Source organism: Pleomorphomonas sp. NRK KF1 (assembly GCF_023721755.1).
In the GTDB taxonomy this organism is placed as follows: Bacteria; Pseudomonadota; Alphaproteobacteria; order Rhizobiales; family Pleomorphomonadaceae; genus Pleomorphomonas.
Genome location: NZ_JAMDLH010000015.1, coordinates 1 through 16,459 on the forward strand (window position 1 = coordinate 1; position 16,459 = coordinate 16,459).

A 16,459-nucleotide genomic window follows, 5' to 3' on the forward strand; every position below is an offset into this window, starting at 1 on the left:
TGATCGCCGCAGTCAGCGACGTCTTGCCGTGGTCAACGTGACCGATCGTGCCGATGTTGCAGTGCGGCTTCGTCCGCGAAAACTTTTCCTTGGCCATCGGATATCTTCCTTTGTCTCGTGTAAGCGGTTGAGGTCAGCCGTCGGGAAATCAGGCGTACTTGGCCTGGACTTCCTGAGCGACGGCAGCCGGAACCTGCTCGTAGTGGTCGAACTGCATGGTGTAGCTGGCGCGGCCCTGGCTCATCGAACGGAGCTGGTTCACGTAGCCGAACATGTTGGCGAGCGGAACGAAGGCCGTGATGACATTGGCGTTGCCGCGCATGTCCTGGCCCTGGATCTGGCCGCGACGGGAGTTTACGTCGCCGATGACGGAACCGACGTACTCTTCCGGCGACACGATCTCGACCTTCATCACCGGCTCGAGCAGAGCGGGCGAGGCCTTCTCGATGGCTTCACGCAGAGCGGCGCGCGAGGCGATTTCGAAGGCGATGGCCGAGGAGTCGACCTCGTGGTAGGCGCCGTCGACCAAGGTGACCTTGACGTCGACCACCGGGAAGCCGGCGAGCGGACCGGAGGTCATCACCGAGTTCAGGCCCTTTTCGACGCCCGGGATGTATTCCTTGGGAACCACACCACCGATGATCTTGTTCTCGAACTGGAAACCCTTGCCGACTTCGTTCGGCTCGACCACGAACTTCACCTTGGCGAACTGACCGGTACCACCGGTCTGCTTCTTGTGGGTGTAGTCGATCTCGGTCGCCTTGCGGATGGTCTCGCGGTAGGCAACCTGCGGGGCGCCGACGTTCACCTTGATGTTGTGCGGAGCACGACGGAGAATGTCGATCTTGATGTCGAGGTGCAGTTCGCCCATGCCCTTGATGATCGTCTGGCCCGACTCCTGGTCGGTGGAGACGCGGAAGGACGGGTCTTCCGAGGCCAGCTTCTGCAGGGCCATGGAGAGCTTTTCCTGCTCGCTCTTGGTCGCCGCTTCGACGGCCATCTCGATGACCGGCTCGGGGAATTCCATCTTCTCGAGGATGACGGGCTTCAGCGGGTCGCAGAGCGTGTCGCCGGTACGGGTGTCCTTGAGGCCGACGAAGGCGATGATGTCGCCGGCGCGGGCTTCCTCGACGTCCTCACGGCTGTCGGCGTGCATCTGGACCATGCGGCCGATGCGCTCGCGCTTCTCGCGGGTCGAGTTCAGGACGGTCGAACCCTTGGTCAGCACGCCCGAGTAGACGCGGGCGAAGGTCAGCACGCCATAGGGATCTTCGATGATCTTGAAGGCCAGCATGGAGAGCGGCTCGTCGTCGGTCGAGTGACGAACGGTCTCTTCCTCGGTCTTCGGATCGATACCCTTGGTCGGCGGCACGTCGACCGGCGACGGCAGGTAGTCGACGACGGCGTCGAGCAGGGTCTGCACGCCCTTGTTCTTGAAGGCCGAGCCAGCGAGAACCGGGAACCAGGCCGAAACCAGAACCGCCTTGCGGATCAGCTTCTTGAGGGTCACCTCGTCGGGCTCGTTGCCCTCGAGGTAGGCCTCCATGGCGGCGTCGTCCATCTCGACGGCGGCTTCGATCAGCTCGGCACGCGCTTCAATGGCGCGCTCGACCATGTCGGCCGGGATGTCTTCGTCATGGAACTTGGCGCCAAGCTGCTCGTCTTCCCACACGACCGCCTTCATGCGGATGAGGTCGACGATGCCCTTGAAGTTGGACTCGGCACCGATCGGCAGCTGCAGGGCAATCGGACGCGCACCGAGGCGGGTCTTGATGTCGCTCAGGCACTGGTCGAAGTTCGCGCCGGTCTTGTCCATCTTGTTGCAGAAGACGATCCGGGGAACGTGATACTTGTCGCCCTGACGCCACACCGTCTCGGTCTGGGGCTCGACACCCTGGTTCGAGTCGAGAACGCAGACGGCGCCATCGAGCACGCGCAGCGAACGCTCGACTTCAATGGTGAAGTCGACGTGGCCTGGGGTGTCGATGATGTTGAGGCGCTTGCCATTCCAGAAGGTGGTGGTGGCAGCCGACGTGATGGTGATGCCACGCTCCTGCTCCTGCTCCATGTAGTCCATGGTGGCAGCGCCGTCGTGCACTTCGCCGATCTTGTGGGACTTGCCCGAGTAATAGAGGACGCGTTCCGTCGTCGTCGTCTTGCCCGCATCAATGTGGGCCATGATGCCGAAGTTGCGGTAGTCCTCGAGCTTATGCGTACGAGCCATGATCGTCTCCGCCTGTCCGGCTTACCAGCGATAATGCGAGAAGGCGCGGTTGGCCTCGGCCATCCGGTGCGTGTCTTCGCGCTTCTTGACGGCGGTGCCGCGGTTGTTGGCAGCGTCCATCAGCTCGCCCGACAGACGATCGACCATCGTCTTCTCGTTGCGACCGCGAGCGGCCGAGATGAGCCAGCGGATGGCGAGGGCCTGACGGCGCTCGGTACGAACCTCGACCGGCACCTGATAGGTGGCACCACCGACGCGGCGCGACCGAACTTCGATCTGCGGCATCACGTTGTGGAGCGCCTGGTGGAAGGTCTGGACCGGGCTCTGGCGGGTACGGTTCTCGATGCTGTCGAAGGCACCGTAGACGATCGCTTCGGCGACCGACTTCTTGCCGTCCTGCATGATCGAGTTCATGAACTTGGAAACGACGATATCACCGAACTTCGGATCGGGATTGATCTCGCGCTTCTCTGCACTGTGACGACGGGACATACTTCGTCTCCGGGTATAGCAAAATAAGACCGACCGGATCCGGCTTCACGCACAGATCCGGCCAGGGATCACTTCGGACGCTTGGCGCCGTACTTGGAGCGGCGCTGCTTGCGATTCTTGACGCCCTGCGTGTCGAGCACGCCGCGAAGGATGTGATAGCGCACGCCGGGAAGGTCCTTGACGCGGCCGCCGCGGATCATGACGACCGAGTGCTCCTGAAGGTTGTGACCTTCACCAGGAATGTAGCCGATGACCTCGTAGCCGTTGGTCAGACGAACCTTGGCGACCTTACGAAGGGCCGAGTTCGGCTTCTTCGGGGTCGTCGTATAGACGCGCGTGCAGACGCCGCGCTTCTGAGGGCAAGCCTCAAGATGGCGAGCCTTCTCACGGTAAACCGGCGCCACGCGCGGGTTACGGATCAACTGATTGATCGTCGGCATCCTTCACCTTCAATCCAAACGTCCGGACCCTCATTAAGACCGGAACTTCACTTCCTTCAGAGCCAACCGCCGCCAGAACCGAGGCAACAGGTCAACTCCCTGACCGAATTCGCAGCTCTCCGCACCCCGCCCGCACAAAACGAAGCGCGCCGATAACGTGAAATCTCACGTCCGGCGCGGCGGAAAGCAGAGGAACAATGCCGAGAGGCACCGTTCGTGCGTACAACAGCTTTCACCACCAGTGGAGCGAATTGCGTTTAACGATGCTTGATCAAAGGCTTAAGGACCAGTGATCGATCACGCGTTACAGACCAACTCTTCAAGTGGCGCGGACACTACTCAAACTATCCCCAACCGTCAAGCCAGCCGGACAAAAAAGCCGGAAACCTCGGCCTTCTGCGGACACGCCCCTGCCCCACACGCACGATGCAGCAATTCCATGACGGTTTGGCGCAACAAATGCAATCCCCCTCTTCCATTTGCCCGATCTCCCGGGGCCGAATGGCGAATCCATGGCCGAATCCGATCGGGGCGGGCACCGGAATCGAACCAAGCGAATCCCGCCCTCCTTCAAACGAAAGCGCGGCGCCCCTTTCGGAACGCCGCGCCATCGGAGTCATCAGGTTCGAGCGATCAGACCTCGGTGCCGATCTTGTCGACTTCGCCGACCGGCACCTCGACGCCCTCGCCGAGGGCGTCCTTGCGGCGCTCCTCGAGGATCAGCTCGTCGCGGCGCATGGCCACCTGGCGGATGCGGCTCATCAGCGAGCCGGTACCGGCCGGGATCAGGCGACCGACGATGACGTTCTCCTTGAGCCCCTCGAGCGTGTCGACCTTGCCATTGACCGCCGCCTCGGTGAGGACGCGGGTGGTCTCCTGGAAGGACGCCGCCGAGATGAAGGAGCGCGTCTGCAGGCTGGCCTTGGTGATGCCGAGCAGGATCGGGTGAGCCACCGCCGGCTGTTTGCCTTCGGAGGTCGCCTTCTCGTTGATCTGATCGAACTCCAGCTTGTCCACCTGGTCGCCGCCCATCAGGTCGGTGTCGCCGCCCTCGGTGACCTCGACCTTCTGCAGCATCTGGCGAACGATCACCTCGATGTGCTTGTCGTTGATCACCACGCCCTGCAACCGGTAGACTTCCTGGATCTCGTTGACGAGGTAGGCGGCCAGCGCCTCCACGCCCTTGATCGCCAGGATGTCGTGCGGCGCGGGATTGCCGTCGACGATGTAATCGCCCTTCTCGACCACGTCGCCTTCCTGAAGGTGGAAGTTCTTGGTCTTCGGGATCAGGTACTCGCGCGGCTCAAGGCTGGCGTCGTGCGGCTCGATGAGCACGCGGCGCTTGTTCTTGTAGTCGCGGCCGAAGCGGATCGTACCGTCGATCTCGGCGATGATGGCGTGATCCTTCGGACGACGGGCCTCGAACAGCTCGGCGACGCGCGGCAGACCGCCGGTGATGTCACGCGTCTTGGCGCTTTCGAGCGGGATACGGGCGAGCACGTCGCCGGCATGTACCTTCGAACCCGGCTCGACCGACAGGATGGCGTCGGGGCTGAGCAGGTAGCGGGCATCGCCACCCTTCTGCGGCTTGCCGATCTTGCCGTTGGCGTCCTTGATGACGATGGCCGGCTTGAGGTCCGACGTACGGGCCGAACCGCGCCAGTCGATGACCACGCGCTTGGTGATGCCGGTCGCCTCGTCGGTCGTCTCGGACACCGAGGCGCCTTCCTGCAAGTCCTCGTAGCCGACGATACCGTCGACGTCGGTCAGCACCGGGCGGGTGTAGGGGTCCCACTCGGCAAGACGCTGACCGCGCTTGATCTTGTCGCCGTCATCGACGTGCAGGCGCGAGCCGTAGACCACGCGATGGGTCGAACGCTCGTTGCCGGCCTCGTCGACCAGCACCACGGCGAGGTTGCGGCCCATGGCGATGAGCTTGCCCTCACTGTCGCGCACGACGTTGCGGTTGCGGATCTTGACCGTGCCTTCGATGGTCGACTCGATGAACGAGCTATCCACCACCTGCGCCGTGCCGCCGATGTGGAAGGTGCGCATGGTGAGCTGGGTGCCCGGCTCGCCGATCGACTGGGCCGCGATGACGCCGACGGCTTCGCCCATGTTGACGGGCGTGCCGCGTGCGAGATCGCGACCGTAGCACTTGGCGCAGACGCCGATCTTGGTGGCGCAGGTCAGCACCGAACGGATCTTCACCGACTGGATGCCGGACTTCTCGATCCGCTCGACGTCGCGCTCCTCGATCAGCTTGCCCTTCGGCACCACCACTTCGCCGGTGGCGGCGACGGTGATGTCCTCCGCAGCCGTGCGGCCGAGGATGCGGGCGCCAAGCGTGGCGACGACCTGACCGGCATCGACGATCGCCTGCATGCGGAGGCCCTGGTCCTCGGCGCCGCAGTCGGTCTCGGTGATGATGCAGTCCTGCGCCACGTCGACGAGACGACGGGTGAGGTAACCGGAGTTGGCGGTCTTCAGAGCGGTGTCGGCCAGACCCTTACGGGCACCGTGCGTGGAGTTGAAGTACTCCATCACGCTCAGGCCTTCCTTGAAGTTCGAGATGATCGGCGTCTCGATGATCTCGCCCGACGGCTTGGCCATCAGGCCGCGCATGCCGGCGAGCTGCTTCATCTGGGCCGGCGAACCACGGGCGCCCGAGTGGCTCATCATGTAGATGGAGTTCATCGGCTTGGTGCGGCCGGTGTCGTCCTTCTGCACGGCGGAGATGCGCTTCATCATCTCCTCGGCCACCTTGTCGGTGCACTTGGCCCAGGCGTCGACCACCTTATTGTACTTCTCGCCCTGGGTGATCAGGCCGTCGGAGTACTGCTGCTCGTAGTCGTTGACCAACGCCAGCGTCTCGCCGACGAGGTTCGCCTTGGTCTCCGGGATGACCATGTCGTCCTTGCCGAAGGAGATACCGGCGTTGCAGGCTTCCCTGAAGCCGAGGGCCATGATCTTGTCGCAGAAGATCACCGACTCCTTCTGGCCGCAATGGCGGTAGACCGCGTCGATCATGCCCGAGATCTTCTTCTTGGTCATGAGCTCGTTGCAGAGGTCGTACGGCACGTTGTGGTTCTTGGGCAGCAACTGGCCGATCATCATGCGGCCGGGCGTGGTCTCGTAGATCTTGGAGACCGGGTTGCCGTCCTTGTCGATGGTCTTGAAGCGGCCGCGCACCTTGGAGTGCAGCGTCACGGCGCCGGTGTCGAGCGCATGCTGCAGCTCGCCGAAGTCGGCGAAGGCCATGCCCTCGCCCGGCTCGCCGTCGTTCATGATCGACAGGTAGTAGAGACCGAGAACGATGTCCTGCGAGGGAACGATGATCGGCGCGCCATTGGCCGGGTGCAGGATGTTGTTGGTCGACATCATCAGCACGCGGGCTTCGAGCTGGGCTTCAAGGCTCAGCGGCACGTGGACGGCCATCTGGTCGCCGTCGAAGTCGGCGTTGAAGGCCGAGCAGACGAGCGGGTGCAGCTGGATCGCCTTGCCCTCGATCAGGATCGGCTCGAAGGCCTGGATGCCGAGGCGGTGCAGCGTCGGGGCGCGGTTCAGCATGACCGGATGCTCGCGGATGACCTCGTCGAGGATATCCCAGACTTCCGGACGCTCCTTCTCCACCAGCTTCTTGGCCTGCTTCACCGTCGAGGAGAAGCCCTTGGCGTCGAGGCGCGAGTAGATGAACGGCTTGAACAGCTCCAGCGCCATCTTCTTCGGCAGGCCGCACTGATGCAGCTTCATTTCCGGGCCGACCACGATGACCGAACGGCCGGAGTAATCGACGCGCTTGCCGAGGAGGTTCTGGCGGAAGCGGCCCTGCTTGCCCTTCAGCATGTCGGAGAGCGACTTCAGCGGACGCTTGTTGGCGCCGGTGATGACGCGGCCGCGACGGCCGTTGTCGAACAGGGCGTCAACCGACTCCTGAAGCATGCGCTTCTCGTTGCGGATGATGATGTCCGGCGCGCGCAGCTCGATGAGGCGCTTCAGGCGGTTGTTGCGGTTGATGACGCGGCGGTAGAGGTCGTTGAGGTCGGAGGTCGCGAAGCGGCCGCCATCCAGCGGGACCAGCGGGCGCAGGTCCGGCGGGATGACCGGGATGACGCTCATGACCATCCACTCGGGCTTGTTGCCCGACTGGATGAAGGCCTCGATGATGTTGACGCGCTTGGCGAGCTTCTTGGGCTTCAGCTCGGAGGTCGACTCGGCGATCTCCTGGCGCAGCTTCTCGGCCAGCTTCGGCAGGTCGAGCGACTGCAGGAGCTCGCGGATGGCCTCGGCGCCGATCAGAGCGGTGAAGGTGTCCTCGCCGTACTCCTCCTGGGCGCGCATGTAGTCCTCTTCGGTGAGGAGCTGATGCTGCTTGAGAGGGGTGAGGCCCGGCTCGGTGACGACGTAGTTTTCGAAGTAGAGGATGCGCTCCAGATCCTTGAGCGGCATGTCGAGCAGCAGGCCAATGCGGCTCGGCAGCGACTTCAGGAACCAGATGTGGGCGACGGGCGCGGCGAGCTCGATGTGGCCCATGCGCTCGCGACGGACGCGCGACAGCGTGACTTCGACGCCGCACTTCTCGCAGATGACGCCCTTGTACTTCATGCGCTTGTACTTGCCGCACAAGCACTCGTAGTCCTTGATCGGCCCGAAGATGCGGGCGCAGAACAGGCCGTCGCGCTCGGGCTTGAAGGTACGGTAGTTGATGGTCTCGGGCTTCTTGATCTCGCCATAGGACCAGCTGAGGATCTTCTCGGGGGAAGCGAGGGAGATCTTGATCTGGTCGAAGACCTGCACGGGAGCCTGTGCGTTGAAAAGGTTCATGACCTCTTGGTTCATCGGCTCGTTCTCCTGTGATGCAGCCCGACCGCCGTCTGTCCGCCTCGCCGGCGGGGGCCGCATGAAAAATCTCTAAGGCGCTTCTGGCGCCGGGGTTCAGGACGCGCCGAACTGCCGGCGCTTCCGCACCGACAGCTCAAGGCGTTTCCTTCGTTTAGGCGCGCCGGATCACTCCGCCGCGTCCTGAGGACGCTCGTCCGCGATAACAGCGTGCTCCTTGGAGTTGACCAGCTCGACGTTGAGGCCGAGCGAGCGCATCTCCTTGACCAACACGTTGAAGCTCTCGGGGATGCCGGACTCGAAGGCTTCGTCGCCGCGGACGATCGCCTCGTAGACCTTGGTGCGGCCGGCCACGTCGTCCGACTTGACCGTCAGCATCTCCTGCAGCGTATAGGCCGCGCCGTAAGCTTCCAGCGCCCAGACCTCCATTTCACCGAAGCGCTGGCCGCCGAACTGCGCCTTGCCGCCCAGCGGCTGCTGGGTGACGAGGCTGTAGGGGCCGATCGAACGGGCGTGGATCTTGTCGTCCACGAGGTGGTGGAGCTTCAGCATGTAGATGTAGCCGACGGTGACCTTGCGGTCGAAGGGCTCGCCGGTACGGCCATCGTAGAGCACCGACTGGCCGGACGTGTTCACCCCCGCCTTGGCCAAGAGCTCGTTGATGTCCGGCTCGCGAGCGCCATCGAACACCGGCGTGGCGATCGAGATGCCCTTCTTCACCTGGTTGGCGAGCAGCAGGACCTCGTCATCGGTGTACTTGCCGATGTCCTCGGTCTTGGGCGACCCCTTGTAGGTGTCGACCACCAGCTCGCGCAGCGGCTCGATCTCGTTGCTGTGCCGATAGGCCTCCAGCATCTCGCCGATCTTGCGGCCCATGCCGGCGCAGGCCCAACCCAGGTGGGTTTCGAGGATCTGACCGACGTTCATGCGCGAAGGCACGCCGAGCGGGTTCAGCACGATATCGACATGGGTGCCGTCCTCGAGGAACGGCATGTCTTCCACCGGCACGATGCGCGAGACGACGCCCTTGTTGCCATGACGGCCGGCCATCTTGTCGCCCGGCTGGATCTTGCGCTTCACGGCGACGAAGATCTTGACCATCTTCATGACGCCCGGCGGCAGTTCGTCGCCGCGCTGCAGCTTCTCCACCTTGTCGATGAAGCGCTGCTCGAGCCGCTTGCGGCTCTCGTCATACTGCTTGCGCAGGGCCTCGATCTCGCCCATGGCCTGCTCGCTCTCGAGAGCGAACTGCCACCACTGCGACCGCGGGAACTCCTCGAGCTTCTCCTGGTCGAGGACAGTGTCCTTCTTGAAGCCCTTGGGGCCGCCGACGCCGGTCTTGCCGATCAGCATGCCCATCAGGCGGCCGTAGACGTTACGGTCGAGGATGGCCTGCTCGTCGTCGCGGTCCTTGGCGAGACGCTCGATCTCCTCGCGCTCGATCGCCATGGCGCGCTCGTCCTTCTCGACGCCGTGGCGGTTGAAGACGCGCACTTCGACGATGGTGCCGGTCACGCCCGGCGGCACGCGCAGGGAGGTGTCGCGCACATCCGAGGCCTTCTCGCCGAAGATGGCGCGCAGAAGCTTCTCTTCCGGCGTCATCGGGCTTTCGCCCTTCGGCGTGATCTTGCCGACGAGGATGTCACCGGCCTGGACTTCGGCGCCGATGTAGACGATGCCGGCTTCGTCGAGGTTCTTCAGGGCCTCTTCCGACACGTTCGGGATGTCGCGGGTGATTTCTTCCGGACCCAGCTTGGTGTCGCGGGCCATCACCTCGAACTCCTCGATGTGGATCGAGGTGAACACGTCCTCGGCCACGATCTTCTCGGAGAGAAGAATCGAGTCCTCGTAGTTGTAGCCGTTCCAGGGCATGAACGCGACCAGCACGTTCCGGCCGAGAGCCAGATCGCCGAGGTCGGTCGACGGACCGTCGGCGATGATGTCGCCCTTGGCCACCACGTCGCCGACGCGCACCAGCGGACGCTGGTTGATGCAGGTCGACTGGTTGGAGCGCTGGAACTTCATCAGGCGATAGATGTCGACGCCCGACTTCGAGGCTTCGAGGTCCTCGGTGGCGCGGATGACGATACGGGTGGCGTCCACCTGGTCGATGACGCCGCCGCGCTTGGCGGCGATCGCGGCGCCCGAGTCACGGGCGACGACCGGCTCCATGCCGGTGCCGACGAACGGCGCCTCGGCGCGGACCAGCGGCACGGCCTGACGCTGCATGTTCGAGCCCATCAGGGCGCGGTTGGCGTCGTCGTTCTCGAGGAACGGGATCAGCGCCGCGGCGACGGACACGACCTGCTTGGGCGACACGTCCATCAGGTCGACGCGCTCCTTGGCGACGGCGGCCGTCTCGCCGGCATGGCGGGAGATGACCATATCGTTCACGAAGCGGCCTTCCTCGTCGAGGATGGCGTTGGCCTGGGCGACCGTGTACTTGCTCTCTTCCATGGCCGAGAGGTAGACGACCTTGTCGGTCACCCGACCGTCCTCGACAATGCGGTACGGGCTCTCGATGAAGCCGTACTTGTTGACGCGGGCGAAGGTGGCGAGCGAGTTGATCAGACCGATGTTCGGGCCTTCCGGCGTTTCGATCGGGCAGATGCGGCCGTAGTGCGTGGTGTGAACGTCACGAACCTCGAAGCCGGCGCGCTCGCGGGTCAGACCGCCCGGGCCAAGGGCCGACAGGCGGCGCTTGTGGGTGATCTCCGAAAGCGGGTTGGTCTGGTCCATGAACTGGCTGAGCTGCGACGACCCGAAGAACTCGCGCACGGCGGCGGCCGCCGGCTTGGCGTTGATCAGGTCCTGCGGCATGACCGTGTCGATGTCGACCGAGCTCATGCGCTCCTTGATGGCGCGCTCCATGCGCAGGAGACCGACGCGGTACTGATTTTCCATCAGCTCGCCGACCGAACGGACGCGGCGGTTGCCGAGATTGTCGATGTCGTCGATCTCGCCCTTGCCGTCGCGCAGCTCCACCAGCGTCTTGATGACGGCCAGGATGTCTTCCTTGCGGAGGACGCGGACGGTGTCCGGGCACTGAAGGTCGAGGCGCATGTTCATCTTGACGCGGCCGACGGCGCTGAGGTCGTAGCGCTCGGCGTCGAAGAACAGCGACTTGAACATCGCCTCGGCGGTGTCGATGGTCGGCGGCTCGCCCGGACGCATGACGCGGTAGATGTCGAACAGGGCGCCCTCGCGGGACTCGTTCTTGTCGACGGCCAGCGTGTTGCGGATGTAGGCGCCGGTGTTGACGTGGTCGATGTCGAGCAGCGGCAGCTCGTCGATGCCGAGATCGGCAAGCATGGCCAGCATCTTGGCGGTGATCTCGTCACCAGCCTCGACGTAGATCTCGCCCGTCTGCATGTTGACGACGTCTTCGGCGATGTAGAGGCCTTCGAGTTCCTCGTCGGTCACCTTCAGGGCCTTGAGGCCCTTCTCGGCGAGCTGACGGGCCGCGCGGGCCGTCAGCTTGCGGCCGGCGCCCACCACGACTTCGCCGGTGTCGGCGTCGATGAGGTCGGCGACAGCCTTCATGCCCTTCATGCGATTGGCATCGTAAGGCATGCGCCAGCCGTCCTTGGCGCGCTCGTAGATGATCTTGTTGTAGAAGGTGTCGAGGATCTCCTCGCCGTCGAGACCGAGGGCGAACATCAGGCTCGTCACCGGGATCTTGCGACGGCGGTCGATGCGCGCGTAGACGATGTCCTTGGCGTCGAACTCGATGTCGAGCCAGGACCCGCGATACGGGATGATGCGCGCGGCGAACAGCAGCTTGCCCGACGAATGGCTCTTGCCCTTGTCGTGATCGAAGAACACGCCCGGCGAACGGTGCATCTGCGAGACGATGACGCGCTCGGTGCCATTGACGATGAAGGTGCCGTTGTCGGTCATGAGCGGCATGTCGCCCATGTAGACGTCCTGCTCCTTGATGTCCTTGACCGACTTGGCGCCGGTATCCTCGTCGACATCGAACACGATGAGACGCAGCGTCACCTTGAGCGGCGCGGCGAAGGTCATGCCGCGCTGGCGGCACTCATCGACGTCGTACTTCGGCGCTTCGAACTCGTAGCGAACGAACTCGAGAAACGCCGTGCCGGCGAAGTCGGAAATCGGGAACACAGACTTGAAAACGGCCTGGAGGCCCTCCTCGGGACGTCCGCCCTTGGGCTCCTCCACCATGAGGAACTGGTCGTAGGACGCCTTCTGGACCTCGATCAGGTTCGGCATCTCGGCAACTTCCCGGATGTCTCCGAAGAACTTGCGGACACGCCTGCGGCCGTTGAACGTTTGCGCCATTGCTTCCCTCGTACACCGTGATCGGCAGACCGGAACCCTTTGATACGCAACGCTCTCACGCCGCCGAAGGGCTCGGGACAAACCGACCGTCGACCGACAGGCCAAGTCTTTAGCCAATTCGATCCGATTCGGGCCAAAAAAAGGCCATCTCAAAAACAACCGTTGGGCGGCCCGATTTTGTCGAGCCGCCCACCGTCATAAATGTCAGGTCGATTACTTGACGTCGACCTTGGCACCAGCTTCTTCAAGCTGCTTCTTGATCTTGGCGGCCTCGTCCTTGGCGACGGCTTCCTTGACCGGCTTCGGAGCGCCTTCGACCAGGTCCTTAGCTTCCTTGAGGCCGAGGCCGGTGATGGCGCGGACTTCCTTGATCACGTTGATCTTCTTGTCGCCGGCGTCGACGAGGATGACGTCGAACTCGGTCTTCTCTTCCTCAGCGGCGGCCGGAGCGGCACCACCGGCGGCGCCAACGGCGGCGACGGCGACCGGAGCAGCGGCGGACACGCCCCACTTCTCTTCGAGGAGCTTCGACAGCTCGGCGGCTTCCAGGACGGTCAGGGCCGACAGTTCATCGACCAGCTTGGCAAGATCAGCCATTTCACTTCTTCCTTCAGTAACGGTTCGAACCAGATTTTTGTTTCAGGTCGAACGGCCTCACGCCGCTTCGTCCTTCTTGGCATAAGCCCCGAACACGCGGGCCAGCTGGCCCGCGGGTGCCTGCAGGACGCCTGCGATGCGGGTCGCCGGGGTATTGATCATACCCAGCAGCTTGGCGCGCAGTTCGTCCAGCGACGGCAGGCTCGCGAGAGCCTTGACGCCGTTGGCATCGAGGTTGGTCTTGCCGAGAGCACCACCGAGAACAACGAGCTTGTCGTTGGTCTTGGAGTACTCGACAGTGACCTTGGACGCCGCGACCGGATCCGCCGAATAGGCGATGACGGTCGGACCTGTGAACAGGTCGGCAATGTGCTCGGCATCGGTGCCTTGAAGAGCAAGCTTGGCGAGGCGGTTCTTGGCGACCTTGACCTTGCCGCCGGCTTCCCTCATGCGGGCGCGATACGCCTGCAGGTCAGCGACGGTAAGGCCTTGGTAGTGGGACACGACGATGACGCCCGCGCCCTTGAACGAGGCGTTGAGTGCGTCGATCAGTTCCCGCTTTTCCGCTCTATCCACGGCCTGTCTCCAGATAAACGACAAGGCTTGCACCCCGTCGTCAGGTTGCTGTTGCCACGCCTTCGCCCGAGGGCTTGGCGCGACGCTCGCGGCCTGTCCGCCAACCCGTTCCGGAAAACCGGCGTAGCTGGAGGGAAGAGTTCGAACCGGTACTCGTCATGGGAAGAACGGCGGACCGCCCTTCGGATGATACGGATCTCACTCCCGTCTCATGCAGGCCCCGACGTCACCCAGAAGCTGGGATCGGTCCGTTAGGCTTAGGTCTCGGCATATGCCGGACACCCGCAATCTCGGACAGGGTCGGCGCCTCCTTGAGGACAAGTCCTCCGGGAGGCCACCGATCCCGCCGGCCTTGGCCGACGGGAAACTCATCGCTCCTCATCGGAGCTACCGGCCCTGAGGCCGGAATTCATCGTCAGGAAGCGGCGCCCACGGAGCCGACTTCCACCTTCACGCCCGGGCCCATGGTCGAGGAGACCGACAGGCGCTGCAGATAGGTGCCCTTGGCACCCGTCGGCTTGGCCTTCTGGACGGCGTCGACGAGGGCGCGGACGTTGTCCAGCAGCGCCTCGGCGGTGAACGAAGCCTTGCCGACGCCGGCATGGACGATACCGGCCTTCTCGACGCGGAACTCGACGGCACCACCCTTGGACGCCTTGACGGCGGCGGCGACATCCTGCGTCACGGTGCCGACCTTGGGGTTCGGCATCAGGCCGCGCGGGCCGAGAACCTTGCCCAGACGGCCGACCAGCGGCATCATGTCCGGCGTGGCGATGCAGCGATCGAAGTTGATCTCGCCCTTCTGGATCGTCTCGACCAGCTCTTCGGCGCCGACGATGTCGGCTCCGGCGGCGGTCGCCTCGTCGGCCTTGAGGCCACGGGCGAACACGGCGACGCGGACGGTCTTGCCAGTGCCGTGCGGCAGCTGGACGACGCCACGGACCATCTGGTCGGCATGACGGGGATCGACGCCGAGATTGATGGCAACTTCGACAGTCTCGTCGAACTTGGCCGTGGCGCGCTCCTTGATCAGGCCGAGGGCCTCGGTCAGCGGATAGAACTTCTTGCGATCGATGCCTTCGCGGCTAGCGGCGACGCGCTTGGGAAGCTTGGCCATGTCGGTCACTCCGCGATCTTGAGACCCATGGAGCGGGCGGAGCCCTCGACCATGAGCATGGCGGCGTCGATGGAGGTGGCGTTCATGTCGACGAGCTTCTTCTCGGCGATTTCACGCACCTGCGCCTTGGTGACGGAACCGGCGGTGCCGGTGCCCGGCGTCTTCGAGCCCTTGTCGAGACCGGCGGCCTTCTTCAGGAAGTAGGTCATCGGCGGCGTACGGAGCTTGAAGGTGAACGAGCGGTCCGCGTAGATGGTGAAGAGCACCGGGATCGGCATGCCCTTTTCCATACCCTGCGTCTGCGCGTTGAATGCCTTGCAGAATTCCATGATGTTGAGACCGCGCTGACCGAGCGCGGGGCCGATCGGAGGCGACGGGGTCGCCGAACCGGCCGGTACCTGAAGCTTCAGGTAGCCAGTGATTTTCTTCGCCATTTTCTTCTCCTCGTCGGCGCACCCGGATGAGCCGGTTCGCCTTCAGGTTCGTGGTCGGAGGACCGTGTCCCGGCGGCGATGGCCGGGGCCCCTCTCCCACGGGGTGGGTGCCGACCGGAAAACCGGACGGCGAACGCGACACCGGCGAACCGGCATCGCAAACGTGCGTCAGACCTTTTCGACCTGACCGTATTCGAGTTCGACCGGCGTAGCGCGACCAAAGATCGACACCGCCACCTTGAGGCGACTGCGCTCTTCGTCCACTTCCTCGACAAGGCCGGAGAAGGACGCGAACGGGCCGTCGGAAACCTTGACCTGCTCGCCGATCTCGAAGCTGACGGACGGCTTGGGCCGCTCGACGCCAACCTCGACCTGATTCATGATGCGCTCGGCCTCACGGTCGGGAATGGGAACCGGCTTGTTGTCGGACCCAAGGAACCCCGTGACCTTCGGCGTGTTCTTGATCAGGTGATAGGCCTCGTCGGTCATGTCCATGCGGACCAGGACATAACCCGGGAAGAACTTGCGCTCGGCCGCCACCTTGCGGCCGCGACGCACCTCGGTGATGCTTTCGGTCGGCACCAGAACCTGCTCGAAGAGATGCGCGAGACCGCGCTGCTGCGCCTGCTCCTTGATGGAGTCAGCCACCTTCTTCTCGAAATTCGAGTAGGCGTGCACGATGTACCAGCGTTTTGCCATGTCGATGCTCCCTCGGCGGTCGTTCGTCAGCCGCTGAGGCCGAGCAGCAACCCGACACCCCAGTTCATGATCATGTCGGCGACCAGGAAGAAGATCGCCGCGAGGATGGCCATGATGAACACCATGGTCGTCGTGATCGCAGTCTCGCGTCGGGTCGGCCATGTGACCTTGCCGGCCTCGGTCCGAACCTGCTGCAGAAACTCAAGGGGGCTAGTCTTGGCCATACATCCACTCATGACGGTCGGGCGCGCGGAACGTCAGCTCCGCGCGCCACGAGACAGGAACCGTTATCTATAGCGTTCGGCAGGTCCACGCAAGAGGGAAATGGCAGGGGCAGCAGGGCTCGAACCCGCGACCTGCGGTTTTGGAGACCGCCGCTCTACCAACTGAGCTATACCCCTAGACTTCCGCTCGCGGACGCCAGTCCGTTCGCTTATAGCCGAACCGGCTTCCGGATCAAGCACCAAAAGCGCGGTGCGCCCTTCTTACCGATTCCTGCCGGCGGGGCAACCCCCGCGCGGCAATTTCTTTGTCTCCCGAACGACTTGGCTGTGGATCAGCCCGGAAATCCAGGAGATTCCGGCGACTGACGCCGCCGGGTACGCGTCATCACTCGACGATGGAGGCCACCACACCTGCGCCGACGGTACGACCGCCTTCACGGATGGCGAAGCGGAGCTTCTCTTCCATGGCGATCGGAACGATCAGCTGGACGTTCATCGTCACGTTGTCGCCC

At 63.8% G+C, this 16,459-nt stretch carries 12 protein-coding genes, 1 tRNA gene and 1 pseudogene; all 14 read right to left on the reverse strand.

The features are described from left to right. The coding region (locus M4J39_RS22665; protein ID WP_251730786.1) for a GTP-binding protein at window positions 1-97 on the reverse strand (97 nt) is incomplete at its 3' end. Between the two features lie 51 nt (window positions 98-148). Beyond that, window positions 149-2,224 (reverse strand): elongation factor G, encoded by a 2,076-nt coding sequence (fusA, locus tag M4J39_RS22670; RefSeq protein ID WP_251730778.1) that lies wholly within the window; start codon window positions 2,222-2,224, stop codon window positions 149-151. Window positions 2,225-2,245: 21 nt separating this feature from the next. Beyond that, window positions 2,246-2,716: a 30S ribosomal protein S7 gene (rpsG, locus tag M4J39_RS22675; RefSeq protein ID WP_251730779.1), complete on the reverse strand. Its 471-nt coding sequence runs from the start codon at window positions 2,714-2,716 to the stop codon at window positions 2,246-2,248. A gap of 68 nt (window positions 2,717-2,784) precedes the next feature. Further along, entirely contained in the window at window positions 2,785-3,156 is a 372-nt protein-coding gene (gene rpsL / locus M4J39_RS22680; RefSeq protein WP_026782429.1) for a 30S ribosomal protein S12, read from the reverse strand. 633 nt (window positions 3,157-3,789) lie between these two features. Beyond that, window positions 3,790-7,995 (reverse strand): DNA-directed RNA polymerase subunit beta', encoded by a 4,206-nt coding sequence (gene rpoC, locus M4J39_RS22685; RefSeq protein WP_251730780.1) that lies wholly within the window; start codon window positions 7,993-7,995, stop codon window positions 3,790-3,792. A 168-nt stretch (window positions 7,996-8,163) separates the two neighbouring features. Further along, window positions 8,164-12,300, reverse strand: coding sequence for a DNA-directed RNA polymerase subunit beta (rpoB, locus tag M4J39_RS22690; RefSeq protein ID WP_251730781.1), 4,137 nt, complete (start codon window positions 12,298-12,300; stop codon window positions 8,164-8,166). A 213-nt stretch (window positions 12,301-12,513) separates the two neighbouring features. Further along, window positions 12,514-12,897 carry a 50S ribosomal protein L7/L12 gene (rplL, locus tag M4J39_RS22695; RefSeq protein ID WP_251730782.1) on the reverse strand — a complete coding sequence of 128 codons (384 nt, stop codon included), beginning with the start codon at window positions 12,895-12,897 and terminating at the stop codon, window positions 12,514-12,516. A gap of 57 nt (window positions 12,898-12,954) precedes the next feature. Continuing rightward, window positions 12,955-13,473 (reverse strand): 50S ribosomal protein L10, encoded by a 519-nt coding sequence (rplJ, locus tag M4J39_RS22700; RefSeq protein ID WP_251730783.1) that lies wholly within the window; start codon window positions 13,471-13,473, stop codon window positions 12,955-12,957. A gap of 415 nt (window positions 13,474-13,888) precedes the next feature. Next, the gene (gene rplA / locus M4J39_RS22705) at window positions 13,889-14,590 is read right to left on the reverse strand and encodes a 50S ribosomal protein L1 (protein ID WP_251730784.1); all 702 of its coding nucleotides are present in this window, start codon (window positions 14,588-14,590) and stop codon (window positions 13,889-13,891) included. 5 nt (window positions 14,591-14,595) lie between these two features. Beyond that, on the reverse strand, window positions 14,596-15,024 hold the full coding sequence (gene rplK / locus M4J39_RS22710) for a 50S ribosomal protein L11 (protein WP_251730785.1): 429 nt from the start codon (window positions 15,022-15,024) through the stop codon (window positions 14,596-14,598). 168 nt (window positions 15,025-15,192) lie between these two features. Beyond that, complete coding sequence (nusG, locus tag M4J39_RS22715) at window positions 15,193-15,723, reverse strand: transcription termination/antitermination protein NusG (RefSeq protein ID WP_100083497.1); 531 nt, start codon at window positions 15,721-15,723, stop codon at window positions 15,193-15,195. A gap of 26 nt (window positions 15,724-15,749) precedes the next feature. Continuing rightward, on the reverse strand, window positions 15,750-15,947 hold the full coding sequence (gene secE / locus M4J39_RS22720) for a preprotein translocase subunit SecE (protein ID WP_026789304.1): 198 nt from the start codon (window positions 15,945-15,947) through the stop codon (window positions 15,750-15,752). 101 nt (window positions 15,948-16,048) lie between these two features. Continuing rightward, window positions 16,049-16,124 (reverse strand) — tRNA-Trp (locus M4J39_RS22725). Window positions 16,125-16,332: 208 nt separating this feature from the next. Then, window positions 16,333-16,459: pseudogene (tuf, locus tag M4J39_RS22730) on the reverse strand (elongation factor Tu); the annotation flags it as partial.